This is a genomic window from Porticoccus hydrocarbonoclasticus MCTG13d, from assembly GCF_000744735.1.
Taxonomy (GTDB): Bacteria; Pseudomonadota; Gammaproteobacteria; order Pseudomonadales; family Porticoccaceae; genus Porticoccus; species Porticoccus hydrocarbonoclasticus.
The window spans coordinates 1,188,896-1,213,373 of record NZ_JQMM01000001.1 but is presented as its reverse complement, the minus strand read 5'-3'; the positions used below and the strand labels follow the sequence as shown (position 1 = coordinate 1,213,373).

Here is a 24,478-nt window from a genome sequence, read left to right as displayed (position 1 = left end):
CGAAGCGGGTTACCGGCAGGCCGGCACTACCTGTTTTTGTAGAGCAGTCGGCCTCATTGACCAGCGGAGGGATGCTGCAATGGCTTGTGGCGATCGCGCCATTGCAATGCAGTGATCAGTAAGCACGGCAGAAAACTGAGGGTAATCAGGGTGGAAATCAGTATCCCCGCCAGCACCACAATCCCCACTCCGCGATAGAGTTCCGTGCCGGCACCCGGAATAAATACCAGCGGTGCGAGTCCAAAAATTGTCGTGGCAGTCGACATCAGAATTGGCCGAAGGCGCGCTTCCACGGCTCCTCTCACCGCCGCCAGGATACTCTCCGCACCCTGTCGCAGATTGTGCCGGGCATGATCGACAATCAGTATCGGGTTGTTGACCACCGTACCCAGCAGTATCACAAAACCCAGCATGGTAATCATATCGAATGGTTGGTGAAAAGAAGTAAAACCCAGGATTCCCATCAACGAGCCGACACCATTGATGGCCACCAGTCCGACGATGCCACCGGCGATACCCAGCGGCACAGTGGCCAGAATCAGCAGGGGAAACCCCCAGTGAGAAAAAATGGCCACCAGCAGCAGGTAGATCAGCACCACCGACACCAGTAAATTGCTGCTCAGGGACTCCCGAGTGGCATCCAGTTGGTCTGCGGCGCCGGAGATCGACATACTGACCCCCTTATGAACCTCGCCGGACGCCTGCATCGCCGGCACCATCACATCCCTGACGCGTGCCACAGCGGTTTCCAGAGCCACATCCCGAGGCGGGATAATCAGCAACGTGACGGTGCGGCGACCATCTACCCGCCGCAGACTATCGCTATCCACTGTCTGAACCAGTTCTGCCAGCGCCCCCAGCGGCAGTACCTCGCCGCTGGGGGTCAGAATGGGCTGGGCAGCCAACTGATCCAGTTTCTGGTCACGCACGGCATCACTGAACAGGAAAATATCGACTTTATCATCCTCCACAAAAAACTCATCGGTGAAAGCCCCATCACTCAGCGCCGCGATGGTAAAACCAAAGTTGTCAGCCGTAAAACCCACTTCTGCCATGCGATTCCAGCGGGGACGGATTTCCACCAGCGGCTGATCGAGCGTCAGGGACGATGGCTCCGAATCCAGTTGCGGCCGCTCAAACAGATCACCCGCCCGCCGAAACGCATTGGCGGCCGTTTGATAGAGGTTGTCCAGTTCTGGACCGGAGATATCCAGGTTCACTGCCCGGGTACCACCCTGGTTACTGGAGATAATTGAACCTCGACCGGAAAATCCACGCATCCCGGGATAACTGGTAAAAAGATCCGTCAGGGCATCCATCATTGGCTGAATATCAACATCGCGGGTCGGTTCACTGATAACTCTAAGGCCACCCGCTGACACCCTCAGGGAATAGTACTTGAGCGAGGGAATCCGTGCTTCACCCCGGTCGAACAGGTGCGGATCGGCGTTTACTGACGCGTCGAGAATGGCCTGTACCTCTTTACCGATGACCATGATTTCCTGGAGGTTGTAGCCAGGTGGCGCAAACATCGAACTGAACGCCTTGGGCTCCTCACCTTCGGGCAGGTATTCTGCCGGGGGCATCAGCCACCAGGCGGCGCCGACTGTCGAGAGCATTGTCACCATCAGACAGGTTCTGCGACGCAGAGGGCTACCGGTTACCCAGTACACCGCCCGGAGAATCGAACCCCGTTCAGCCGTCTCACCGGTAAGTCCGTAACCGTTGCCAAAACCCAACCGGGCACAGGCGGCGGGAACCACAAATACTGCCAACAGCATCGAAGCGATAATCGCACTGGAGATGGCAATGGCAATGTCCGAATAAATCTGCCCCGCCTCCTCCTGCACCAACAGGACCGGTGCGAACACCAACACTGTCGTCATGCTGGATGCCAACACCGCCGGCCAGACTTCCCGAACCCCGGCAATGGCGGCCTCGATTCGGTCCAGTCCGCGGCGTCGGGCCTGCTCAATGCTTTCCAGCACAACGATGGTATTGTCCAGGGTCATGCCGATGGCGAAGGCAATCCCCGCCAGAGAGATCACATTGATGGTCCGACCGAATACCAGTAGCCCCAGAAAAGCGGCTATGGTGCAGACAGGAATGCCCATCAATCCAATGAAGGTCGCCCGGGGAGAACGCAAGAACAGGTACATGATAAGGGTGGCCAGCAGCGCGCCAATCGCCAGATTCTGAACGACACCCCGCACTGAAGACTGGACGTAGCGCACATCGTCGCCAATCAGGGTTATTTCCAGGCCATTGGGTTCCAGCAGTTCGCGCCTTACCTCGGCAACGGCTTGCAGCATATCGTGCTTGATCTGAATAACATTGGAACCCGACTCCCGCCGCACCGCCATACTGATGCTACGCTCACCGTCCACATAGCTCAGATCGCGCACCTCAAAGTGATCCATTCTGACATCGGCCACGTCTTTCAGCAGAATATCGCTGCCGTTGCGGTGAGCCAGAATCAAATTATCCAGGGTCTCCAGATCCCTGAACCGGCCCACCACCCGCATCAGATAGCGGCGCTTGCCATCGTCGATATCCCCGGCTGAAATATCCCGGTTGCGGCTGCGGATCGCATCCCGCACATCCACCAGACTGAGTCCCCGCTGGGCCAGGCGGGCGGGGTCCACATGGACCTGCACCTGCCGCTCTGCGGCACCCCGAACCTCTACCTGCGAGACGCCGCTAACCCGTTCCAGGCGCGGTCGCACCTCGTCCTCGACAAAATCGCCGATCATATCGATATCGAGACCCAGCGGATTGCCAGATTTCGGGCGAAGGGCGAAATACATGAAAGCATTTTCTGAAAATGACGTACTGATCAGTTGTGGCTGATCGACATTTTCCGGGTAACTGGGCACTTGACTGAGGGCATTGGCCACCCGGATCAGGGCCTCGTTGACATCGACCCCGAAGGGAAACTCCAGCTCAATAGTGGCCCGACCGGTTTCCGCGACAGATTCCATGCGCTGCAGATTGGGCAGGGAGCGCAGATAGCGCTCCTGCTCAATCAGAATCTCTTTTTCAATATCCTGCGGTGTCGCACCGGCCCAACCGGTAACAACGCTGATCGTACGCACACTGAGGTCAGGAATCATCTGCACCGGAATACGAAATGCCGCGGCAATTCCCAGCACGCAAATGATCAGCACGATAACGGCGAGCAATTTGCCATTCTTCACGCCCGCATCAAGCATTCAGAAACGCTCCTTAAGGGTTGGGGGACTCGACAAGACGAAGCACCTGCCCATCTCTCAATACCTCGTTGCCCCTGACCACCACGTCATCGGTAATTGCCAATCCACCGGTAATGACCACGTTGTCCCGCGCTTCGTGGCCTACCTCTACCAGCTGACGCCGAGCAATACCCTCTCTGGCCACAAACACACTGTAGCTTCCATCCGGATGGCGCAGCAGTGCATCACGGGGCAGCAGCATATCCCGTGAACGCCCGTCTCCCAGTTCAAAAACGGCACTGGCAGACGTTCCGGGCAACAGCTGCCCCGAATTCCCCTCGGGGCGGATTCGAACCAGAAATGTCCGGGTTGAAGAGTCGCTGACGGGCACCAGCGCGGCTACCGTGCCAGAGAAACATTTCACCGGATTGCTGTCGGGACAGATATTGACCGGCGTCTTGCCACTGATTTCCGAAAAGCGTTCCTGGGGCATCCTGACATCCAGGCGTACCCGATCCAGGGAGACCAGCTCAAACACCGGGTCACCCCGACTTATCCACTCTCCCCGGTCAACATGACGGGCTGCGATAACCCCATCAAAGGGTGCCGGCAAAACATGCCTCTCGACCATTTCTGCCACTGAGCGCTGATCGGCTATCGCCGCTTCAAGTGATGCCTGCGCCAGGTTGAGACTTGCACGACGGGTATTTACTTCATTTGCGGATACGTGGTTGTTCTCGCGTAGACGCAGCGCATCATCCAGCAGTCTTTGGGCCTCATCGAGCGCAGCCCGCTGCTCTGCAGTAGCCGCCCTGGCCCGCTGATACTCAAGGGTGATCAGCGCAGCGTCCAGCTGCAATAACGGATCACCTTGTTTGACTTGACTGCCCACATCCACCTGGAGATCAGCTATCAGACCGTCGACCCGGGTGGAGAGGCTGGCCCGCTGCAGGGCATTGACAGACCCGGACAACTTCAATGTTTCACCCAGTTTCGCCAGGTAGGGACGAGTGACGGAAACAGGCACACTATCCTCATCGGCAAGGACCTGGATGGGGCTGCCAAAGAACAACAAAACAGCCATCAGCATAACGAACGGGAATTTCCGAAAGACCATCGGCAGTTACCAGAAGCTAGGATGAGCGGGCTGAAAGCCCGGTGAGAAAATTGTAACGTGACTATTCAACATTACGTCGATGCCGGACCTATGGATCAGCCTACACGGAAACAGAATCAGCAACACCGGTAGCCTCCCAAAACCGGATCGGGAGCCAATGCACACCAGCGGGCGAGAACCTCTGATATGACTCATGTTCTGCCCGGTGAGCCCAGCAGTAAATCGCTCTCCACCGGTACGTATTCGGTAGCCGCATTGATCAAAGCGAAGGCAGTAAACCCGGGCACACCGTAAACCTCCACCGGAATACCAAAGTCATGGCGCACCCTGTCGACCAGCAGGGCAAAATCACCATCGCCGGAAACCAGCACCAGCAGGTCCGCATGTTTCGCGTATTCCATGGCATCAAGGGTAATACCGACATCCCAGTCCCCCTTGGCAGAACCGTCGGCCCGTTTGATAAAGGGTTTTAACTTCACCTCAAAACCAATGGCTCTGAGGATAGTCTGAAACTGCCGCTGCTTCTCATCACCGCGGTCAACGGCGTAGGCAATGGCTTTGACAACCTGCCGGTTTGCGGTGGCCCTTTCCCAGAAACGGTTGTAATCGAAATGTTGCCCGTAGGCATCTCTGGTGGTGTAATAAATGTTCTGTACATCCACCAGCAGTACGATTTTTTTCAAGGGATCCCCTGTTTTTTGAGACCGGATTCACCCGGCTGGTACAGCGCCACGCCGTTCCAATCAGCTCCTTTACAAAGACCTCTGACATCACCCCGGGAATCCGATGAATAGCCGAAGACAAGACCTTTGCCATAAAAACGATTGTTAACGTACGTTGCCGATAAAGCTTTGCAAGCTACCGATGGCTATCCATCCGGGTTATTTTTCTGTTTCATCAACTCCCCCAGATTACCGAAGGGGTTGTGCGTCGCAGCCGTCTTTTGCGTTTGTGGCAGTACATCGCCATAACCGGCATCCTCATAACGGGAATGCTCGTTGTCGTGACAGTAGATGCATAGCAATTCCCAGTTGCTGCCGTCGGACGGGTTGTTGTCGTGGTTGTGATCCCGGTGATGAACTGTCAGTTGTTGCAGATTCTGCCGGTTGAATTCCCGGGCACAGCGCCCGCACACCCAGGGATACATTTTCAGTGTCTGTTCACGGTAACCCTTCTCCCGCTGGTCACGTGCCATCCGGGCGTCGGCCACGGCCTTGTCAAGCTTGTCCGATGACATGATTTTCTCCCGCACCGTTACCCATCACCCGCTTGAGCAGCTTCCCCGGCACCAGCGAAGTCAGTAACGTTGGGGCTGGTTATCCACACAGCTGGGCTGAAACACCATGATCCTGCCCAAAAAAGTCCGTATTGTCGAGGTTGGTCTGACGGTGAGAGGCTGTCGCGTGTCCCTGTTCTGTTCTCTTCTCCAATAGTTGGCTACTTCTACTATTACCTGCAGCGACCCGCACAAAATGATTGGATTCACTGTGTGTTTTCATTGGCAGTGGGTAAACTGTCAAAAATCCCGCCGTCAGAAGGGAGTAATCAGCTTATGAATCGGCTGCCTGCCCACTGCTTCTCAGCGACAATGTTTTTGACGCATCGCGGATAATCCATCGCAGTTCCAGCCACACTCGCAGGGATACCAACAACACTGAAACCACCAATAACCCATTGATCAACCGTGCGGCCGGACCAACGGCATCAAGGCCAAACAGCGCAAGGTGCAGGCACAACAGCACCAATATGGCCATCACCAGTAATAGCTTCAAACCGACAGCAAGATAGACTCTGTCTCCAATCGCTACGGCAATAACCACGCTCAGAAGCAGCCCAATCCAGAAAGTATAAAGTGGCTGCCAGGCCCAGCCGAACCAGCCGATAGCCGACAGAATCAACACCAGTGGTGCTCCCCACACAATACCCACCCAGGCTCGTTCCAGACGGGGGTATGGCATACCTCTCTGCCGCCGTCGCACCAGCCAGATACTGCCGCCAGCAGCAACACAGGTACAGAGTCCTGCGCCCAGCAACAGGTAGAGCAATTGCACTGACAACCCACCAAAATGTCCAAAATGCAGTCGAAACATCGATGCATATACCTGAACACCTGGCTCCCCGTCGGACCACCCGGCGCTTTCCAGTAGCCCACCCTCGGCATCCAGTGCGTAAAACTCACTCCAGACGAGGCGGCCCGGCACCAGAGCACCGACTTCTACCCGTTGGGCGGTTGTGCCCGGCTCGTGGACAATGATCATATTGGGCTGCATTTCGGGACTGAGGGAGCGGACTGTCTCCAGAGCAGCCGACACGTTGGCCAGTGGCGCGGCTTCCCCCGTAGGTTTTGGATCGGAGAGAAACAGTGATTCTGTGGCTGCTTCGGTATTGCCCTCAAAAAACAGGGTCGCCACGACAAAACCTAGCACCTGTGACAAGCCGATCACAGCACCGGTAATGGCGAGAGCTAATGCAAATGGGCTGCTCCACACCCCCAGGCGATTGTGGACATCTGCCAACCGCAATCGGGCTGATCCCGACCAGCGCAGGGAAAAGGCATCTTTCAGTAGATTGGGGTGAGCCAGGATGCCGCCGATCACCAGAGCCACCAGTCCCACGCCGAGTATGCCAACCAGGGTTAAACCCCACACAGAGGGCAGGGACAGACGCAAATGCAGGTCGGTGAGAAAATGCGTCCATTCATGATTAACCGGCGCACCCAGTCGCCCGACGGGATCGGCAAAAGCCCCACTTTCACCGGCATGCACCACAAAGCGGGGCATATCGGTGTAGGGCAAGGCAATAAACAGGTGGTCCGGTGGCTCGTCCGTTCGTTTCGCCTCCAGCGCCATTATGGCGCTGGCTGCACGGCTGATGGCACCCGGCTGCCACTCGGTAAATTCGGGCACAGCGGGCTGTTCCCAACGCTCAAACTCCGGATAAAACACCGCGACAGAACCACTGAACACCACAATATACAGCAGTGCCGACAGTGCCAGGCCCAACCCCGAATGACCGTTTAGAGCGAGCCTCACAAATGCCGATCGGGCACCATTCCCCCTTGCCATAATCAGCCACCCACCCTGTAGATTAAGGCACAGCCACCCAATATCAACGTGACACAGGCCAACAAGGGACGCCACAGTCGCGGGTCGGCACTGCTCCACACAATAGCCAACGGCCACAGTATCACCAGAAATAACGCTGCGCCCACCAGCCGGTTGGCGTCACTCCATTGCGACTGGGCAAACCAGCCCATCACCAGCCCGGTTGTCGCCAGTAGGTACAAGGGACCCGCCAGCAACCAGCGCAGTGACCGACGGCCCCAGGGTATCTGTTCGGCCGGACGGGATCTCCCCGTGTGAATAACGAACGGTCGCAGCGCCGCGCGCCAATTCGCACCGCCGGCAATGAGAAGGAACGCCACCAGTGCCAACCATAGAGGGGCCACCGCAATACCACGATCAAAACCGAGCGCCCGCTGCCAGGGCCAAATGGAAACCGCAATGATTCCCCAGGCAAACCAGAGCCACACCGGACCATTTTTGCGACGCCAACAGAGATACAACAGAACCATCCCCGCTGTGGATAGCAGTCCCGCCAGTAGCAGTGCCACCGGCGATATAGAGGCTACAAACCAGGAATCCACAAACTACCCCCGGACTCAGTAACGCCAGTTAATGGAGGCTGTGGCCGTGGTCGGTGCACCGTAATAACTTTGTGCCCAATACAAGCTGGTGAAATATTTTTCATCGGTAACATTTTTGACGTTGAGGCTCAGCCTCAGATTGTCGCTCAGGTCGTAATTGGCAAACAGGTCCACCAGCTTGTAACTGTCCTGAACCACTTCGGCGCCACTGTCTATCCGCGATGTCTCATCCTGCCATTTGACACTCACCCCCATTTTTAGCGCGGGCAACCAGGGCAGGCGATAACTGCTGGCCAGTTTGAAAGTCTTGTCCGGAGTAAAGCGAATGACGTTCTCGTCAGTTTGCTGATTGGCATCCATATCGAAGTTGGTATAGCCGGCCATGACATCCCAACCCCTGCTTATTTCGCCGACCAGTTCAACTTCGAAACCCTGGCTGGAAATACCATCTGAGCTTTCATAGTATTCATCGCCGGTCATCGGGTTGAATCCGGCGGATACAGCCAGATTTTCCTGTTCGATATCGAATGCCGCCACCGATAGAAGCAGGCGGCCGGCAAGTAACTCGCTCTTCACACCCACTTCGTAACTGCGGCCCTCCAGCGGATCAAGTCGACTGCCGTTGATATCCTCCTCGGTCTGCTGAGTAAAAATGTCGGTGTAACTGGCATAGAGAGCCACATTGTCCAGAAGCTGGTAGACCACGCCGGCATAAGGTGTGGTAACGCCGGAATATTTCGAGTCCTGAGAGAGTCCATACGACTCTCCGGAGGTGTCCCAATCGCTGACCCGCGCACCCAGTAAGACTTTCAGCTTGTCGGTAATCGACAAGCGGGTAGCGCCGTAGATGGATCGCTGCCGGTCCTTGTAATCGCCGCCACCGCGCACTATATCGCGCAGGTTCATCTCGATACCGGAGCCGTTCCAGGTGCGGAAATCCGGCATGGCGGGAAAGTCATCGTCCATATAGGAAAAGTTGTCCACCACACTTTCGGACCAACTATATCCAAGCACCAGGTCGTGTTCGCGTCCGGCCAACTGGTACTGACCACTGACATAGACATCGAACAGGTCCATGGTGTTATGTTCGGTGTAATCGCTGCCGTAGCCATACAAGCCGAGCCCGGTCTCCCGGTCCGGTGTGCCAAAGGCATAGAAGAGGTCGGCATCTTCGTTGTGCTTGATGTAGGTATAAGTGCCTTTAACCTGCCAACCATTGCCCAGGTCGTGGACTACTTCAGCAAAGGCCTGCGCCTCTTTGGAAATCCAGCCCGCCCAGTCCGAGGCAGTACTGGTGCTGCGGTCGACACTGACCTCCGAGCCATCGCTGTACAATAGTGGCAGCGCACCCCACAAGGGGCTGTCCGACTTGTTTCTCTGCCAGGTGTAGCCAAGAGTCAGCAGGGTGGCATCGGTAATTTCCACATCCACCACACCATAGACCAGGGATTTCTCGTGAGCGTAACGATCCAGATGATACTCATTATCCTGCCAGGCAGTGACGAACCGACCCCTCACTCGCTCGCCCAGGCGTCCGGAAATATCGCTCTCAACACGGGTGTGGTCATAGGAACCAGCGCTCGCGGATGTCTGGATCTGGAAATCGTCTGTGGGGCGTTTTCGTACCATGTTAACCGTGGCCGAGGGATTGCCGGCACCGGTCATCAGACCATTGGGACCGCGCACCACTTCCACCCGCTCAAAAGCATAAGTATCGATATCCCCACTGATATTGCCATCGGGCACCTGCAGCCCCATACCATCGTATTGGAAATTGGTAATATCAAAACCCCGTGCAGTGAAGTACGTGCGGTCAGTTTCCACTGACTCCACATTGACACCGGTCGTGAGCGACAACACGTTATTCATGTTATCCAGCTCGAAATCATCAATCTGGGCACGGGTGATCACTGACACCGATTGTGGGGTTTCGAAGGCGGACAGACCGAACTTGGTGGCGGTATTCATGGTGGGTACGCTGTAGTCACTACTGGACTGCACCGCTCTCACCTCTACCAACTCAATGGTGGGGGATTCCCCTTCGTCCTCTTGATTCTCCGTGACGCCTTCTCCATAAGCGCCATTGACAAAAGCGATGGCGGCGGCAAGCACACATGGCTGCCAGCCTCTGTTCAGTGTGGTACGCATAATTCCCCCCAAATTGTTCTACCTTGATAAGCAGAAATATCAAAATGGGAATAGTACTGGTAATGATAACGATTCGCAATCTCAAATAAATCAAGTCAGGTTTTCCGTGCCGACCGCTCTTCCCCAGTATGACCTTGGTCATAAACGCTGACGTCAAATCATTTGTGCCGACGATACAGAGCGCCAATTCGTCATACCAAAGAATTCAGCGCTTGCCGTACAATGACCCCCTATGCCGCCAAAATGTCTCCCTCCCCCGTTGACAAGTGCAGACACTGGCAGATACGACAACCAATGAGACAGAGGACACAGACAACCCATGACCCTGCCGAAACAGGTCAGTATTGTCGAGGTCGGCCCGCGAGATGGCCTGCAGAATGAATCCCAACCGGTAAGCCCGGCCGTCAAGATTGAACTGATCCGGCGGCTCAACGAAGCAGGACTCCGCTACATTGAAGCCGGCAGCTTCGTCAATCCGAGCCGGGTACCACAGATGGCTGACAGTGCGCAGGTATTTCAGGGAATCGAACGTCAACCTGACACCATCTACGCAGCCTTGACCCCCAATCTGACCGGCTTCGAGCGCGCTCTGGCGGCAGGGGTTTGCGAAGTGGCCATCTTTGCCGCCGCTTCGGAAACCTTCAGCCAAAAGAACATCAACTGCTCGATTGACGAGAGCCTGGAGCGATTCGCCCCGGTGATGGAGGCTGCCAGAGCGGCCAATCTGCGAGTGCGCGGCTATATCTCCTGTGTCGCAGGCTGTCCATACGAAGGAAATGTGTCCGCAGAGAGGGTGATGCAGGTTGCGGGGAGGCTGTTACAGATGGGTTGTTACGAGATCTCCCTCGGGGATACTACCGGTGTCGGCACCCCCGGCAGTATCAGCCGGGTGATTGAAGCGGTCAGCAGGGTTGTGCCGATCCCGCAGTTGGCCGTGCATTGCCATGACACCTACGGTCAGGCTCTGGTCAATATCTACTCGGCATTACAGCTGGGTGTGGCGGTGGTAGACAGCTCCGTGGCCGGACTGGGAGGCTGTCCTTACGCCAGAGGGGCATCTGGAAATGTGGCCACGGAAGATCTGGTCTATATGCTCAACGGCCTCGGCATTGAACACGGTATCGACCTGGATAAAATCATCGCCGCAGGAACCTATATCACAGAACAACTGGGCCGGGAAACCGATTCCAACGTGGCAAGGGCCAGATTGCCCAGAAGCTGACCCGGCTATGTGCCAGGCGCCGAGAGTTTTTCCCGCAACGCGTCTATACCGGGTTTGTGTTTCAGCAACTCCTGCGCTGACAGCCCCGCCAGTTCGTGGGGGAACACCAGCCATCGATCCGTCTCGTGCAGGTAATAGTCCGGCACCCGATCAGTGCGGTTATTTGCCGGTTTGAAATAGGGGGTCGCCAGACGAATTTCTGGCGGGCTCTCGTCGCAGTCCTGCCGAATATCCGCCACAATCTGTTGCAGGCTCAGTCCGGTATCGTAAACATCATCCACAATCAGCAGTGAATCGGCCTTGCGGATATGGTCGATCACATAGCCCAGGCCATGCACCCGCACCGCCTTGGACCGTTCGCCGGGCGCTGTGTAAAAAGACGTGCGTATGGCGATGTGATCCGTCTCCACACCGAAATAGGCCAGCAGCTCCTGAACTGCGATACCCACCGGGGCCCCTCCCCGCCAGACGCCAATGATAAAGTGTGGGCGAAAACCACTTTCCAGCACCTGCAAACCCAACCTGAAAGAATCGTCGAGCAATTGCTGGGCGGCGATGTACTGTTTGGCTGACACATTATTTCCCCAGGCCATGAAACTACGCCTGATTATCCACTTTCACGGACCTGACACCAGTGGGATGATGAGTGTATGTCCAATCCATCCCTCTCTGGCCCGAGCATGAATATTGTTGATCCGGATCCCCGCACCCTGCTGACCGAACTGTTTTATGTTGCGGTAGCAACCGCCCAGCCGGCTCGGGTATTGGCTGATTTTTTACCGGAGAACAAAGCCCGGTCTGCACTGGTGATAGGCGCGGGCAAGGCCGCCTGCTCGATGGCCAGTTGTCTTGAACAACACTGGTCCGGCCCGTTGCGCGGACTCGTGGTGACGGCCTACGGTCACAGCCAACCACTCCAACGGATTGAGGTGATCGAAGCCAGCCACCCGGTACCGGATACCCTGAGTGAGCGGGCGGCCAAACGGATACTGGCACTGGTTGGGAATCTCCACGCAGATGATCTGGTCATCTGCCTGATCTCCGGTGGCGGTTCATCCCTGCTGGCCCTACCCGCCCCGGGAATCAGCTTGGCCAATAAGCAGGACATCAATCGGGCATTGTTGAAATGCGGTGCAACCATCGATGAAATCAACTGCGTCCGCAAGCACCTTTCCGCCATCAAGGGCGGTCGCCTTGCCCTGGCCTGCACACCAGCCCGATTGCTGACTCTGGCCGTGTCCGATGTGCCCGGAGACGATCCGGCCACCATCGCTTCCGGCCCCACCGCAGCGGATCCATCCACTTCTTCAGAGGCGCTGTCGATACTGCACAAATATCGGATTCAGATACCCGCAGCAATTGCCACTTGGCTGAAAAATCGTGACTCGGAAACCCCAAAGCCCGGTGATTCAAGGTTGTGTAACCACGACTACCGAGTGATAGCCAGTGCCAGGCAATCACTAGAAGCTGCCGCCAGACAGGCACAACAGGCCGGGTTCAACACCCTGCTGCTGGGAGATGACGTCACCGGTGAATCCCGCGATGTCGCCCGTGAGCATGCGCTGCTGGCGCTGACTATAGCAAAAGGAAACGGCCCGATTTCACCGCCTTGCGTGATACTTTCCGGCGGCGAGACGGTCGTCACTGTTCGGGGTGACGGGAAGGGCGGCCGCAATGGCGAATACCTGCTGGCACTGGCAAATTCACTGCGGGGCGCCCCCGGCATTTACGCTCTGGCGGCGGATACCGATGGCATCGACGGTGCCGGCGACAATGCCGGAGCCGTCCTCAGCCCGGAAACCTGGCAGCGCGCCCGGGAAAGGGGCTGGGACATCCTCAAAGAACTGGAAAACAACAACTGTTACCCCCTGTTCAGGGATCTGAAAGACCTGCTGATCACAGGGCCCACCCGCACCAATGTCAATGACTTCCGGGCCATACTGATACTCCCCCAGACGACGAATTGATCTGGTGCAATGCGTTTCTCGCTCGAGTTGAGCTAGACTATGATCACGTTAACTCATTGATCAACTGAACCATTATCGCGGAGTGCACCCTTGAGCGACATGCGGAAACTGACCCACCTGGACGATCAGGGCAATGCCCACATTGTCGACGTCGCCGGCAAGGCCGTTAGCCACCGGGAGGCCACTGCTGAAGCACTGGTACGGATGCAGCCGGAAACTCTAGTACTGATCAGCAGTGGCGGCCACAAAAAAGGCGATGTTCTGGCGGTAGCGCGTATCGCCGGCATTCAGGCCGCCAAGAAATGTGCCGATCTAATTCCCCTCTGCCACCCCCTGATGCTCACCTCCATCAAGGTGGAATTCGAGCTGCTGCAGGACAGCAACCAACTGCGCATCACCGCCAGTTGCGGCCTCGACGGCAAAACCGGGGTGGAAATGGAGGCGCTCACCGCTGCCTCGGTGGCGGCACTGACCGTCTACGATATGTGTAAGGCGGTGGATCGCGGTATGGTGATTGAGTCCACCCGTCTGCTGGAAAAGGCCGGCGGCAAATCCGGCCACTGGAAAGTAAACCCATGAAAATTCTTTTTTTTGGCAACCTGCGGGAGCAATTAGGTACTGGCGAAATTGTGGTGCCGTTGGCCCCCGGGACAAATAATATTGCTGACTTACTGGCAGCCCTCAAACAACGCGGATCAGAATGGCAGCAGGCACTCGGCACAGGGACATTGCTATACGCCGTCAACCAGACCATGGCCTCTCAAGACACATTGCTGCAGGACAGCGACGAAGTGGCGCTGTTCCCCCCGGTAACCGGCGGATGATAACCGTTGCGGTACAGGCCGCAGACTTTGATACCGGCCAGGAAATTCGTCAGTTACAGGCCGACAGAACTGACGTGGGCGGTATCGCAATATTTACCGGTCAGGTGCGCGACACCGGCGATAAGCCGCTGGGCTTCATGCACCTGGAGCATTATCCCGGTATGACTGAGGCCTCCCTGCAACAGACGGCCGAACAGGCCGAACAACGCTGGGCATTGATCGATATCCGCATTGTGCACCGTATCGGCGACCTGTTGCCCGGTGATCAGATTGTTTTCGTGGGTGTCAGTAGCATCCATCGCGAAGCGGCTTTCAATGCCTGTGAATTTATTATGGATCACCTGAAAACCCACGCGCCGTTCTGGAAGAAAGAATACTACCGGGATGGCAGCACGAAGTGGGTTGATGCAAAACAGACTGACCAACAGCGCTATGCGCGCTGGCACCAGCACAACTGAATCAGAGACCGTTTATGCAACCACTACCCCATCAATACCAGGCAACGACCTACGGCACAGCCCGGGGCAACTTTGCTACCACGCTGAGAAATGACTGCACACTGGAGGTCGCTGCGCCATTGAATTTTGATGGTCCCGGCAACACCTGGACCCCGGAAGAAATGCTGCTGGGTGCCGTGGCCAACTGCCTGGCACTGACCTTCAGATCCATCGCCCGTGCAGCCGGTCTGGACTGGCTGGAAATTCAATGCACCAGTGAAGGTGTTCTGGACAAGGTGGATAAGAGGGTCCTGTTTACCCGGATCAGCACCCTCGCCCAATTGACGGTTGCTGCCGGGGAAGATCGGGAAAAAGCCGAAAAATTGTTGCGCAAGGCAGAGGAAAACTGCTTTGTCAGCAACTCCCTGTCAAGCGAGAAGCAATTCACTGCGGACGTGCAGGTCAGTCAGGCCTGATTACAATTTCACCTTGTCGCCCATGTCCGGGACACAGGCATCCCAACCCAGCTCTTCGCCGAGACTGATACGAAACTGGTCGGCTGCCTCTTCATCACCGTGGGTGACAAAACAACGTTTTGGCGCGGCGGGCATTTGCTGCAACCAATGCAACAACTCCAGCCGGTCGGCATGGGCAGAGAGAAAATCCAGACATTCCACCCGCGCTTTCACCTCATGGTAGCGATTGAATATCTTGATTTTTTTCTCGCCACCCACCAGGCGGGCCCCCCGGGTACCCGGTGCCTGATAACCGGCAAACATTACGGTATTGCGATGGTCACCGAGCATTCGCTGCAGGTGATGCAACACCCGTCCACCCGTTGCCATACCGCTGGCCGAGAGAATAATGGCCGGCACATGTACCCGGTTGATGGCAATCGAATCCTCCACCGTTCGGGCAAAGGTGACATCCCGTGACAGCTGCTGGCAGGAAGCCTTGTTCAGGCGGTGATAACGATGGTGCCGAAGCATGACCTCCGTGGCACTGATCGCCATGGGGCTGTCCAGAAAAACCGGTAAATAGGGAATTCTCCCCTGTTGCCGCAGCTCGGTAATCAGATAAAGCATGGCCTGGGCACGCCCTACCGCAAAGGTCGGGATCAGTACGGAGCCACCCGCAGACACCGTGTCATTAATGATTTCAGATACCACGTCCCAGACATCGCGATTGTCATGGAGACGATTGCCATAGGTGGATTCAATCACCAGGTAATCACAGGATACCGGCAGTTCCGGAGCCCGCATTACCAGGTCATTGCTGCGACCCATATCGCCGCTGAAAAGAATATGCCGGCCGCCCGCATGCACATCCAGAAAGGCGGAGCCGAGAATATGGCCATTGGCATAAAAACTGGCCTCGATATCACCCATGGTCACCGTCGCAGTCGACTCGCCTGCACGCGCATCTGCCACGGAACTGAATCCCACCACTTCAAATTGTTTCATCGCCTTTTCCGCATCCTGCCGGGTATAGAGCGGCAGGGCTGGCTGGTGCTTGCTGTATTGATGGCGATTGCGGTATTCCGCCTCCTCCTCCTGCAGATGTGCAGAATCGGCCAACAGGATCTTACAGAGATCACGGGTTGCCTGGGTACAATAGATTGGCCCATTAAAACCGTCTTTAACCAATCTCGGCAGGTAGCCGCTGTGATCCAGATGGGCATGGGTAAGGAACACCGCCTCAATTGTGCCGGGGTCAACCGGAAAGGGTTTCCAGTTGCGCTCCCGCAGATGCTTGTAGCCCTGAAACAATCCACAGTCCACCAGCACCCGCCGATCATCTACCTCGATCAGATAACGGGAACCCGTTACGGTATTGGCAGCGCCCAGAAACGCCAGAGTCACCCGATTGCCCATAGTGCCATGTCCTTATAGTTATGCCCCGGCACTTCGCCGGGACTGCTTTACTTTTGATTATAGAAGCCGCCTCCCCGGCTTCATAGAATTCAGATCAAGTCAGCCGGGAATGGCTGGAGAGGGGTGACTAGAAAAGCAGATCGGAAAACGATAGGTATGGTACGGCGTTGCCCTCATCAATGCTTTCCCCGAGACGGTGCACCACAAAGCCATTGCCCTGTGAAACACTGGAAAGCACGCCGCTGCTCTGGCTGCCCGCCAGTTGGGCACGCACATTCCCCTGCGTATCCTGAACCAGCCGTGCGCGCAGGTATTCCTGACGTTTCGCCGCATGCGGTCGACTGAACCCGGCAATCACGGGAATTGGCGTGGGCAGGTAATCACTGGCCCCCTGGCTTTTCAACAAATAGGGACGTGCAGCAATGGCGAAGGTGACAAATACCGAGGCGGGATTACCGGGCAGGCCGATAAAGGGTGTGCCTTGCACTTGGCCAAACGCCAGCGGCTTGCCGGGTTTGATCGCCATGCGCCAAAGGTCCAGGCTGCCCAGCTTCTCGACACAGCCCTTGACGTGGTCCTCATCACCCACAGAGACTCCGCCGCTGCTGATGATACAGTCGGCCTCGGCAGCGGCCCTGCGCAGCACCTGCTCGGTAGCCTCTGGCGTATCCGCCACCCTGCCCAGATCGACATAATCGAAACCCAATGCCTGCAACTGCCCCATCAGGGTAAAGCGGTTGGAGTTGTAAATATGTCCCGGCGGCAACGGCTCGCCGGGTTCCACCAGTTCATCGCCGGTACACAACAAAGCGACCTTGAGGCGCCGGTATACTGGTACCTCAGCAATACCGACCGAGGCCAGCAGACCGAGGTCCTGAGGTTTGAGGCGGTGCCCCCGGACCAACACCGTGGCGCCGCGGTGAATATCCTGTCCGATGGGGCGTATGTTGGTGCCGGGCTTGATATTGGCAGCCAGGGTCACCTGGGCATCGTCCCAACGACACTGCTCCTGCATCACCACCGTATCGGCACCAGGAGGCACTTCCGCACCCGTGAAGATACGAGCGGCACTTCCCGGCTGTAGCGGCTCTGGCACGGCACCGGCCGGAATGCGCTGACTGATCGGCAAGGTGGTTTCTTCACCAGCATGACAGTCGGCAAAGCGCAGGGCGAAACCGTCCATGGCACTGTTGTCCGCCGGCGGCACATCTACCGGCGATTGCTGGTCAGCAGCCAACACTCGACCAAGGGCCTGCATCAAGGATACGGTTTCGGTATCCGACAGTGGTTGTGCCGCCGCCAAAAGTTTCTCCAGCGCCTCTTCGACGGTCATCAATCCAGATCGGTCACAACCGTTCATGAGCGGCCCTCGCATTCAGCAACCCGCGCCACATGAGGAATGAAATTGCAGGGGCGGGTGCGGGCATCCAGTTGCTCGCCGAGGATCCTGTCCCAGGCGGTCCGGCAGGCATTGGTGGAACCGGGCATGCAAAACACCAGCGTGCGGTTGGCCAGGCCCGCCACCGCACGGGACTGCACGGTAGAAGTGCCGATCTCGGTAAAGGAAATTTGCCGGAAAAGCTCGCCAAAGCCTTCCACCTGTTTGTCGAACAGTGGCAACAGCGCCTCCGGGGTGGAATCCCGATCAGTGAAGCCAGTGCCGCCGGTCACGAGCACTACCTGGAGTTGCGGGTCGGCAATCCAACGGGACACCTCAGCACGCAAACGGTAGATATCGTCGGGGATCAACGCCCGATCCGCCAGCACGTGGCCAGCTTCGGAAAGACGGTCCACCAGCAACTGACCGGAGCTGTCCTGCTCCAGCGTGCGGGTGTCGGAAACCGTGAGGACGGCGATGTGCAGGGGGACAAATTCTTTGGCGGCGTGGGACATAAATTCTCTCTTGTCTTCAGTTCGGTTGATTCGGGTCAGATCCGCGTGGGCTGTCGAGACCATCAGCGAGATGCGGACACCAGCAGCGAAATTATCAGCAACCCGAATAATACAAAGGAAAGCATTTTCCAGAATAGCAGCATATCCTTCTCCACCGGACGCTGCGGGTCTTCCTTGAGAAATTCCGGGTTGGGTCGTTTCAGATCCCGAAGGAAACCCTGCAGGGTTTCGTAACGCAGTTCCGGTTCAATGGAAACAGCCTTTTTCAGCGCCCGGTCAAACCAAAACGGAATCAGATCCCGGTGATGGTAACTCGGAATGTAGCGCAACCGCAGGAAGTCTTCGCGGGAACGGCATTTTTCCATACGGTGGCCATAGGGCAAAAAGCCGGTAAACATTTCGTAGACAATCACACCCAGGGAATAGATATCGCCACGGATACCGGTGTTGATACGGAAGCGGTAGGCGGGGTCAGCGTAGCCCAGGGTGCCCAGTGCCACCTCGCGGGTCATCGGCGTAAAAATTTCATGTATGCCGGGAACATATACCGAGCCAAAATCAACAATGCGTACCTCCATGCCCGGGGTCACCATGATATTGCCGGGCTTCAAATCCTGGTGCACCGTTTCCTTCTCGTGCAGCGTCTCAAGACCGGCAGCGATTTGCTCCATCAGTGCGATCAGGTCCCTCGGTCGGCGCTCCTGGTGCTGTTCCAGCCATTGATCCAGGGGCAAACCCGGCACCAGCTCCATCAGGTAGTAGAGAAACCTGCGCGACCCCATCCAGTAATATAAATTACCCCAACTAGTGTCGAGGTTACATCCCGCTTGAACTCGGGGTTGTATTTTTTTCTCTTCTACATAAACACCCCTTTTATCCATTTATGAGACTTCTTTAAAGTATCCGTAAGATTGAGGTAGTAGCGGTGTAAGCTTCCAGTATGTTAAAACCAACCCATGACAATTAACGTATCACAGACCAAGGACGCCACCGGCCGGGGCTGGGCAATAGTTATATATGGGCTGCTGCTGGGCAGTATCATGACAGTGGTGACGGCTCCGCTAGCCGCAATTCTGGCCCATTGGCGATGCCCCGGCAGTGCCCCCTGGGTGGCTAGCCATCTCCGTTTTCAGGCGCGTACGTTTTGGATCGGCCTGATGGCCTGTGCGCTGGCCTTCGCTTCCTGGCAGGGGCTTGGCTACTTGGGTGCATCCCCGGTTACTGCCTGGATTTTCGGGTATCTATTCTTCACTGCCCTGTTGATCTGGCTGGTGGGGCGCTGCGCCATCGGTATTCACCGGCTAACCGCCAATCTCCCAATAGATAACCCCAAAAGCCTGCTCTTTGGTCGGCACTCATCCAAGAAGTGATCAGCGCGACGTAACCCGCCGATAGATAGCAGGCAAAGCCTGGGGCAGATGCTCCGGCCTACTCACCATAGCCCAACCTCCTCGGCCAAACAGGCGGGGCAGATAGGCTTCCGCCTCTCTGTCCACAGTGACAGCGAATACCTGTACCTCCTGCTGCCGGGCATCGAGAATTGCCCTGCGGGTATCCTCGATAGCGTAACGGCCTTCGTAATAGTCAGTGTCGTTGGGTTTGCCGTCGCTGAGCATCAGCAGCAGACGGTGGCGCTGGTGGCGCTGTGCCAGAAGTTCTGTGCAATGACGAATGGCCGGCCCCATACGGGTATAGTGGCCCGGCTGCAGAGCCTGAATTCGTCGCTCTACCCGTTCCCCCATAACCTCATCAAAGGACTTCAGGGTACTCACCCAAACCTGTTCTCTCCGTCGGGAGGTAAAACAGTGGATGGCGTAGTCGTCGCCGGACAGGGACAGGCCGTGGGCTAGAGCCAACAGCGCCTCCCGGGCCACATCGATCACCCGCCGATCCTCCAGCCAGGCATCCGTCGACAGGGAGACATCCACCAGAATATCCACCGCCAGATCCCGGGTACGTGGCAGTGAGGCGAGGTAAAGACCGTCACTGGCTGTGCCAGTGGCGGCCAAGTCGCAGTGGGCACGGACGACGGCATCCATATCCAGCTCCGTCCCCTCCAGTTGGCCTCGCAGCACCTCGCGGCCCGGGCGCAGCGCCTCAAACTGGCGCCGCACACTCAGAATCCTGCGCCGGGCCGCTTCGTCCTGTGGCATGGTCTGCTCTGCCTCGCTGTAGGGCTCAACAAGAACCTGACAGTGCTCCGGTAGATAACGACCTTTGCGGTAATCCCACTCCGGGTATCGGTATTTTCCCGACAGCGGAGCACCGGCGGCAACATCTGGAGGCAAGTCCAGATCCAGCCTGATTTTTGCGGCGGCTTTTTTATGGTGGGGACTGACGGTGATCTCATCCAGCTGTTCGGCGGACTTGTGAGCATCTTCGTCCTCCTCATCGTCCACCAGACGGTTCAGATTTACCATCTCGGCAATGGAAAGCATTTTCTCGAAGCGGTTGAACACCAGAGGATCGTCCCGTTCACTCTCAGTTTGGCGGCGACGGCTGGCCTTGCGTCGCCCCTCTGGCCCCATCTGCGCCTCACTGTCGTCGGTAACATCTTCCTGTTCATCCGGTGTACGGGGCACCGTTCCCAACATTACTGCTTCTCCCCAAAGGGGTACCGGCAGCGGTGGTCGATAGCCTTTCGGTGCAAGCCACTCATACAGTGTTCTATCGTCGAGAACAGCAGAATAAAGATCTCTGGCAACCCCGACCAGGGGCATCGAGTCGCCAAGCAATCGACGGATCACTGCCTCTAGTGCTGCCTCCAGACGCGGTAGTTGCCGCTTGGGGCGGCGCGCCAGTAGAGCTGAGCACAATCGGTCATGGCGTGCACCGAGGCCCGGGTAAGCAGCCAGCACCATACCACTGGTGCGCCGCACTTCCCGGAGGGTGAGGATATCCCGGCGCAGTGAGTCCGGCTCAGACGGCAGTGACTGGGCACAGGCCAGGTAAGCAGCCAGCCAGAAATACAAATCACGATTGAGGTTCCGGTCGGGAAGCAGGTCAATGTGCGGCGGCAACAGCAGATGTTGCTCGTCCACCCGGGCCAGATCCAGGAGCTCTTCGTCGAACCCCAGGCGCTGCCGCCAGCGGAGCCGATGTCCGGACGCCCGGGCGGATATGGCACCGAGCTCAAGACCCGGGTCTCCACCGCTAAGGCGAAAAAAGACCGCCAGACTTTTCTCCAGCGCCCGGAACCTGACCATTGCCTCGGGATAATGGGGATAACTGGCAGCCCGGGAAGCCCAGCGATGCCAACGCTGCCCTACCCACTCTTCCAGCTCCAGAAACTCCAGCAGACCCCGACGGCTCATCATTCATCGCCGAAGGTGGCGCGGATGGCCTCCAGCAACCCTTCCTGAATATCGATGTCATCGCTCAGCGGTTCCACCAGCGTGGCACGGGCCGCCTGCAGTGTCGACACTCCGGCGGCCATCAGGGTGGCACAGTAGATCAGCAGGCGGGTGGAAACAGTCTCGTCCAGATCCTGCCCCTTCAGCGTCCGCAGGCGGACCGCCAGATTCACCAGTGCCGTGCACTGATCGGCCGCCAAACCACTCTCACGGGCGACGATATCCCGCTCCAGGGCCGGTGGTGGAAAATCAAAACTGAGTGCGACAAAGCGCTGACGGGTACTGGGCTTGAGGGATTTGAGAATATGCTGATAGCCGGGATTATAGGACACCACCAGCATAAAATCCGGAGGCGCCTGCAACAGTTCACCGGTGCGTTCCAGAGGCAGCACACGCCGGTCGTCAGTAAGCGGATGCAGAACCACGGTAACATCCTTGCGCGCCTCCACTACTTCATCCAGATAGCAGATACCACCTTCACGGACGGCCCGGGTCAGGGGGCCATCCACCCACTGGGTCTCGCCACCACGCAGCAGATAGCGACCGGTGAGATCTGCCGCAGTCAGATCGTCGTGACAGGACACTGTAAACAAGGGCCTGCTTAGTTTGGCCGCCATATGGTGGACGAACCGGGTCTTGCCGCAACCCGTGGGCCCCTTCAGTAACAGCGGCAACCGGTGTTCCCAGGCGTGACGAAACAACTCACACTCGTCTCCAACGGGACGATAGAAGGGTAGATTCCCATCGGAATGGGAAATAGATTCAGCAGAGTCGGACATGATTTTTTCCCAGTTGATACCGGCGCCACCACCGACAGGCAATAGCGCCTTTCAGGCGCTGCTATTCTATTCAGACGGGTTCTGTCGGCGTGTCGGCAACCTGCTCCCGGGCCGGGCCGAAGGTGGCATAAAGGAACAACAGTGCGGCCACGGCCACTACCACGCCCGCCCCCAGACGCATGGCGTAGAACAGCCCCAGCTGGGACTGCACCTCCATGTAGTTCATTCCCATGACCCTTTGCAGGTGGGTCTGTACCACGCCGGCAAACGTCAGAGTAAATGTCATAAAGCACATGGCTGAGGTCATTATCCAGAAGCTCCACATATTGAGGATCTGGTTATAGGGCTGCATCCGGCGCAACTGAGGCATGGCGTAGGTGATGACCGCCAGCACCATCATCACATAGGCACCATAGAAAGCCAGGTGACCGTGGGCAGCCGTAACCTGGGTGCCGTGGGTGTAGTAATTGACGAAGGACAGGGTGTGCATGAAACCCCAGACACCTGCCCCGAAGAACGCTACGGCGGCACTGCCCAGGGTCCAGAGCATGGCGGCCTTATTGGGATGATTGCGACGTCCCTTCCAGAACATGTAGAAGGCAAACAGCACCATGGCAAAGAAAGGCAGCACTTCAAGGGTGGAGAAAATACTGCCGATGGGCTGCCAGTACCAGGGGGCGCCGATCCAGTAGTAATGGTGACCCGTCCCCAGGAGACCGGAAAAGAGGGCCAGTCCGATAATGACGTACAGCCACTTCTCAATGATTTCGCGGTCGACACCGGTCATTTTGATCAACAGATAAGCCAGCAGTGATCCCATGATCAACTCCCAGACACCCTCGACCCAGACATGGACGACCCACCACCAGTAGAGCTTGTCCACGGCCAAGTTGGCCGGATTGTAAAAGGCGAACAGCCAAAATATCGCTGCCAGCCACAGTCCCAGCATCAACACCATGTTGATTGCCGTTCGGCGGCCCTTGTAGAGAGTGATGCTGGTGTTGTAGAGAAAGATCAAAAAGGAGACGGTAATCAGGATTTTTGCCCAGAGGGGTTGCTCCAGAAACTCCCGCCCCTCATGGATACCGAACTGATAACTAACGAGAGAACCGGCACCGGCCACAGCAAACAGGGCAAGCTGCAGGTAGGCCAGCTTGGGGCTGTGAATATCCGTTTCCGCCTCCTCCGGCATCAGGTAATAGGTGCACCCCATAAAACCCATCAACAGCCATACGATCAACAGATTGGTGTGACTCATGCGCATGATGTGGAACGGCATGGCCTCAGTCATGAACTCAGGCAAAACATAGACAGTAGCCGCTAGCAGGCCAAACACCACCTGCAGCACAAACAGCGCCATCGCGACCATGAAAAACGGGAGGGCCACCTTCTGAGTTTCGTATTTCATCGTCAATTATCTCCTTTTAATTATTATCTCGGGGTTTTCGACAGACTTCTGGATATTGGGGCGACCCCATTTGTGACCCCGATGAACACATCAACCGGAGGGATGAGGTGGCCAACCCTGGGTGTCGATATCGTCTGTCCAGCGGAAAAAATCCACCAGAGCATCAAGTTCTGGCTCGCTAAGGTCGAAGGCGGGCATTTTTCGTCGTCCCTCGATATTCAGAGGCTGTGCTTTGATCCAGCCCTTAATGCCGGCCCGGGCCGCCTCCGGATTTTCCCTGCCTCCATAACGATGCCAGACATTACCCAGTTCGGGACCGAAGTATGCGCCCTCCCCCAAGATGGTATGGCAGTTGATACAACTGTTCTTCTCCCATACGTGTTTGCCCAGCTTGACAGACTCCGTCAACCCCTCCTTATCGGTAGAAGTGTTCACCATGTAAAAATGGCTGTGGACAGTCAGAGCAGCGAAGACAATAAAAAAGAATAGCGAACCGCCAAAGAAGATATTTCGGGCTCCGGAACGAGTCAGTTTTTCTGTCATAAACACCTTCCCATGCACAGTTATTATTTTAGTTTTTCAAATGATGTTACACACCGTTCTATTCACACTAGCACCT

At 56.8% G+C, this 24,478-nt stretch carries 23 protein-coding genes; 7 read left to right on the top strand and 16 right to left on the bottom strand.

Translation table 11 applies throughout. The annotated features are described in order from the left end of the window. Positions 1 to 53: 53 nt before the first annotated feature. From U740_RS05755 to U740_RS05725, 7 genes are all read right to left on the bottom strand, one after another. Positions 54 to 3,212, bottom strand: a complete 3,159-nt coding sequence (locus U740_RS05755) for an efflux RND transporter permease subunit (protein WP_036859641.1) — start codon at positions 3,210 to 3,212, stop codon at positions 54 to 56. Between the two features lie 13 nt (positions 3,213 to 3,225). Beyond that, positions 3,226 to 4,281: an efflux RND transporter periplasmic adaptor subunit gene (locus U740_RS05750; RefSeq protein ID WP_160172051.1), complete on the bottom strand. Its 1,056-nt coding sequence runs from the start codon at positions 4,279 to 4,281 to the stop codon at positions 3,226 to 3,228. 218 nt (positions 4,282 to 4,499) lie between these two features. Continuing rightward, positions 4,500 to 4,991 carry a LabA-like NYN domain-containing protein gene (locus U740_RS05745; protein ID WP_036859639.1) on the bottom strand — a complete coding sequence of 164 codons (492 nt, stop codon included), beginning with the start codon at positions 4,989 to 4,991 and terminating at the stop codon, positions 4,500 to 4,502. A 185-nt stretch (positions 4,992 to 5,176) separates the two neighbouring features. After that, positions 5,177 to 5,545, bottom strand: a complete 369-nt coding sequence (locus U740_RS05740) for a YajD family HNH nuclease (RefSeq protein ID WP_036859636.1) — start codon at positions 5,543 to 5,545, stop codon at positions 5,177 to 5,179. Positions 5,546 to 5,858: 313 nt separating this feature from the next. Continuing rightward, positions 5,859 to 7,373: a PepSY-associated TM helix domain-containing protein gene (locus U740_RS05735; RefSeq protein ID WP_051921234.1), complete on the bottom strand. Its 1,515-nt coding sequence runs from the start codon at positions 7,371 to 7,373 to the stop codon at positions 5,859 to 5,861. Positions 7,374 to 7,375: 2 nt separating this feature from the next. Then, on the bottom strand, positions 7,376 to 7,954 hold the full coding sequence (locus U740_RS05730) for a hypothetical protein (protein ID WP_036859634.1): 579 nt from the start codon (positions 7,952 to 7,954) through the stop codon (positions 7,376 to 7,378). A gap of 15 nt (positions 7,955 to 7,969) precedes the next feature. Beyond that, positions 7,970 to 10,102, bottom strand: a complete 2,133-nt coding sequence (locus U740_RS05725; protein ID WP_051921233.1) for a TonB-dependent siderophore receptor — start codon at positions 10,100 to 10,102, stop codon at positions 7,970 to 7,972. A gap of 319 nt (positions 10,103 to 10,421) precedes the next feature. On the opposite strand from U740_RS05725, the gene U740_RS05720 reads away from it, so the two are divergent. Continuing rightward, on the top strand, positions 10,422 to 11,324 hold the full coding sequence (locus tag U740_RS05720) for a hydroxymethylglutaryl-CoA lyase (protein WP_036859632.1): 903 nt from the start codon (positions 10,422 to 10,424) through the stop codon (positions 11,322 to 11,324). Between the two features lie 5 nt (positions 11,325 to 11,329). Here U740_RS05720 and U740_RS05715 read toward each other — a convergent pair whose 3' ends face one another. Then, a complete protein-coding gene (locus U740_RS05715; protein WP_036859631.1) occupies positions 11,330 to 11,917 on the bottom strand; it encodes a phosphoribosyltransferase in 588 nt (195 codons plus the stop codon). Positions 11,918 to 11,974: 57 nt separating this feature from the next. On the opposite strand from U740_RS05715, the gene U740_RS05710 reads away from it, so the two are divergent. The 5 genes from U740_RS05710 to U740_RS05690 all read left to right on the top strand — a co-directional run bounded on the left by U740_RS05710 (position 11,975) and on the right by U740_RS05690 (position 15,028). Then, a complete protein-coding gene (locus tag U740_RS05710) occupies positions 11,975 to 13,291 on the top strand; it encodes a glycerate kinase type-2 family protein (RefSeq protein ID WP_200877053.1) in 1,317 nt (438 codons plus the stop codon). Between the two features lie 99 nt (positions 13,292 to 13,390). After that, on the top strand, positions 13,391 to 13,870 hold the full coding sequence (gene moaC, locus U740_RS05705; RefSeq protein WP_036859629.1) for a cyclic pyranopterin monophosphate synthase MoaC: 480 nt from the start codon (positions 13,391 to 13,393) through the stop codon (positions 13,868 to 13,870). Then, complete coding sequence (locus tag U740_RS05700; protein WP_036859628.1) at positions 13,867 to 14,115, top strand: MoaD/ThiS family protein; 249 nt, start codon at positions 13,867 to 13,869, stop codon at positions 14,113 to 14,115. The genes moaC and U740_RS05700 overlap by 4 nt, the downstream gene beginning before the upstream one ends. Further along, complete coding sequence (locus tag U740_RS05695; RefSeq protein WP_200877052.1) at positions 14,112 to 14,573, top strand: molybdenum cofactor biosynthesis protein MoaE; 462 nt, start codon at positions 14,112 to 14,114, stop codon at positions 14,571 to 14,573. Before U740_RS05700 ends, U740_RS05695 begins: the two co-directional genes overlap by 4 nt. A 14-nt stretch (positions 14,574 to 14,587) precedes the next feature. After that, positions 14,588 to 15,028 (top strand): OsmC family protein, encoded by a 441-nt coding sequence (locus tag U740_RS05690; RefSeq protein WP_036859626.1) that lies wholly within the window; start codon positions 14,588 to 14,590, stop codon positions 15,026 to 15,028. On the opposite strand, the gene U740_RS05685 is transcribed toward U740_RS05690, so the two are convergent. From U740_RS05685 to U740_RS05670, 4 genes are all read right to left on the bottom strand, one after another. After that, positions 15,029 to 16,426 carry an MBL fold metallo-hydrolase RNA specificity domain-containing protein gene (locus U740_RS05685; RefSeq protein WP_235189817.1) on the bottom strand — a complete coding sequence of 466 codons (1,398 nt, stop codon included), beginning with the start codon at positions 16,424 to 16,426 and terminating at the stop codon, positions 15,029 to 15,031. Positions 16,427 to 16,553: 127 nt separating this feature from the next. Further along, complete coding sequence (locus U740_RS05680; RefSeq protein ID WP_036859624.1) at positions 16,554 to 17,786, bottom strand: molybdopterin molybdotransferase MoeA; 1,233 nt, start codon at positions 17,784 to 17,786, stop codon at positions 16,554 to 16,556. Continuing rightward, positions 17,783 to 18,319, bottom strand: coding sequence for a molybdenum cofactor biosynthesis protein B (moaB, locus tag U740_RS05675; protein WP_036861392.1), 537 nt, complete (start codon positions 18,317 to 18,319; stop codon positions 17,783 to 17,785). The genes U740_RS05680 and moaB overlap by 4 nt, the downstream gene beginning before the upstream one ends. A gap of 62 nt (positions 18,320 to 18,381) precedes the next feature. After that, positions 18,382 to 19,101, bottom strand: a complete 720-nt coding sequence (locus U740_RS05670; protein WP_160172050.1) for a serine/threonine protein kinase — start codon at positions 19,099 to 19,101, stop codon at positions 18,382 to 18,384. Positions 19,102 to 19,275: 174 nt separating this feature from the next. Between U740_RS05670 and U740_RS05665 the strand changes: the two genes are divergently transcribed. Then, positions 19,276 to 19,689 carry a DUF4870 family protein gene (locus tag U740_RS05665; RefSeq protein ID WP_051921231.1) on the top strand — a complete coding sequence of 138 codons (414 nt, stop codon included), beginning with the start codon at positions 19,276 to 19,278 and terminating at the stop codon, positions 19,687 to 19,689. Here U740_RS05665 and U740_RS05660 read toward each other — a convergent pair whose 3' ends face one another. The 4 genes from U740_RS05660 to U740_RS05645 all read right to left on the bottom strand — a co-directional run bounded on the left by U740_RS05660 (position 19,690) and on the right by U740_RS05645 (position 24,402). Continuing rightward, positions 19,690 to 21,636, bottom strand: coding sequence for a nitric oxide reductase activation protein NorD (locus U740_RS05660; RefSeq protein WP_200877051.1), 1,947 nt, complete (start codon positions 21,634 to 21,636; stop codon positions 19,690 to 19,692). Beyond that, positions 21,633 to 22,451, bottom strand: coding sequence for a CbbQ/NirQ/NorQ/GpvN family protein (locus tag U740_RS05655; RefSeq protein WP_036861383.1), 819 nt, complete (start codon positions 22,449 to 22,451; stop codon positions 21,633 to 21,635). The genes U740_RS05660 and U740_RS05655 overlap by 4 nt, the downstream gene beginning before the upstream one ends. 70 nt (positions 22,452 to 22,521) lie before the next feature. Beyond that, positions 22,522 to 23,859 carry a cbb3-type cytochrome c oxidase subunit I gene (locus tag U740_RS05650; protein WP_036859623.1) on the bottom strand — a complete coding sequence of 446 codons (1,338 nt, stop codon included), beginning with the start codon at positions 23,857 to 23,859 and terminating at the stop codon, positions 22,522 to 22,524. 90 nt (positions 23,860 to 23,949) lie between these two features. Next, positions 23,950 to 24,402 (bottom strand): c-type cytochrome, encoded by a 453-nt coding sequence (locus U740_RS05645; protein ID WP_036859622.1) that lies wholly within the window; start codon positions 24,400 to 24,402, stop codon positions 23,950 to 23,952. Between the last annotated feature and the right edge of the window lie 76 nt (positions 24,403 to 24,478).

Bases quoted from the DNA above. Each gene is read 5' to 3' on its own strand.
- U740_RS05755 (WP_036859641.1), bottom strand. From the start codon at position 3,212: ATGCTTGATGCGGGCGTGAAGAATGGCAAATTGCTCGCCGTTATCGTG.
- U740_RS05750 (WP_160172051.1), bottom strand. From the start codon at position 4,281: ATGCTGATGGCTGTTTTGTTGTTCTTTGGCAGCCCCATCCAGGTCCTT.
- U740_RS05740 (WP_036859636.1), bottom strand. From the start codon at position 5,545: ATGTCATCGGACAAGCTTGACAAGGCCGTGGCCGACGCCCGGATGGCA.
- U740_RS05735 (WP_051921234.1), bottom strand. From the start codon at position 7,373: ATGGCAAGGGGGAATGGTGCCCGATCGGCATTTGTGAGGCTCGCTCTA.
- U740_RS05725 (WP_051921233.1), bottom strand. From the start codon at position 10,102: ATGCGTACCACACTGAACAGAGGCTGGCAGCCATGTGTGCTTGCCGCC.
- U740_RS05720 (WP_036859632.1), top strand. From the start codon at position 10,422: ATGACCCTGCCGAAACAGGTCAGTATTGTCGAGGTCGGCCCGCGAGAT.
- U740_RS05715 (WP_036859631.1), bottom strand. From the start codon at position 11,917: ATGGCCTGGGGAAATAATGTGTCAGCCAAACAGTACATCGCCGCCCAG.
- U740_RS05710 (WP_200877053.1), top strand. From the start codon at position 11,975: ATGTCCAATCCATCCCTCTCTGGCCCGAGCATGAATATTGTTGATCCG.
- moaC (WP_036859629.1), top strand. From the start codon at position 13,391: ATGCGGAAACTGACCCACCTGGACGATCAGGGCAATGCCCACATTGTC.
- U740_RS05700 (WP_036859628.1), top strand. From the start codon at position 13,867: ATGAAAATTCTTTTTTTTGGCAACCTGCGGGAGCAATTAGGTACTGGC.
- U740_RS05695 (WP_200877052.1), top strand. From the start codon at position 14,112: ATGATAACCGTTGCGGTACAGGCCGCAGACTTTGATACCGGCCAGGAA.
- U740_RS05690 (WP_036859626.1), top strand. From the start codon at position 14,588: ATGCAACCACTACCCCATCAATACCAGGCAACGACCTACGGCACAGCC.
- U740_RS05685 (WP_235189817.1), bottom strand. From the start codon at position 16,426: ATGGGCAATCGGGTGACTCTGGCGTTTCTGGGCGCTGCCAATACCGTA.
- U740_RS05680 (WP_036859624.1), bottom strand. From the start codon at position 17,786: ATGAACGGTTGTGACCGATCTGGATTGATGACCGTCGAAGAGGCGCTG.
- moaB (WP_036861392.1), bottom strand. From the start codon at position 18,319: ATGTCCCACGCCGCCAAAGAATTTGTCCCCCTGCACATCGCCGTCCTC.
- U740_RS05670 (WP_160172050.1), bottom strand. From the start codon at position 19,101: ATGGGGTCGCGCAGGTTTCTCTACTACCTGATGGAGCTGGTGCCGGGT.
- U740_RS05665 (WP_051921231.1), top strand. From the start codon at position 19,276: ATGACAATTAACGTATCACAGACCAAGGACGCCACCGGCCGGGGCTGG.
- U740_RS05660 (WP_200877051.1), bottom strand. From the start codon at position 21,636: ATGATGAGCCGTCGGGGTCTGCTGGAGTTTCTGGAGCTGGAAGAGTGG.
- U740_RS05655 (WP_036861383.1), bottom strand. From the start codon at position 22,451: ATGTCCGACTCTGCTGAATCTATTTCCCATTCCGATGGGAATCTACCC.
- U740_RS05650 (WP_036859623.1), bottom strand. From the start codon at position 23,859: ATGAAATACGAAACTCAGAAGGTGGCCCTCCCGTTTTTCATGGTCGCG.
- U740_RS05645 (WP_036859622.1), bottom strand. From the start codon at position 24,402: ATGACAGAAAAACTGACTCGTTCCGGAGCCCGAAATATCTTCTTTGGC.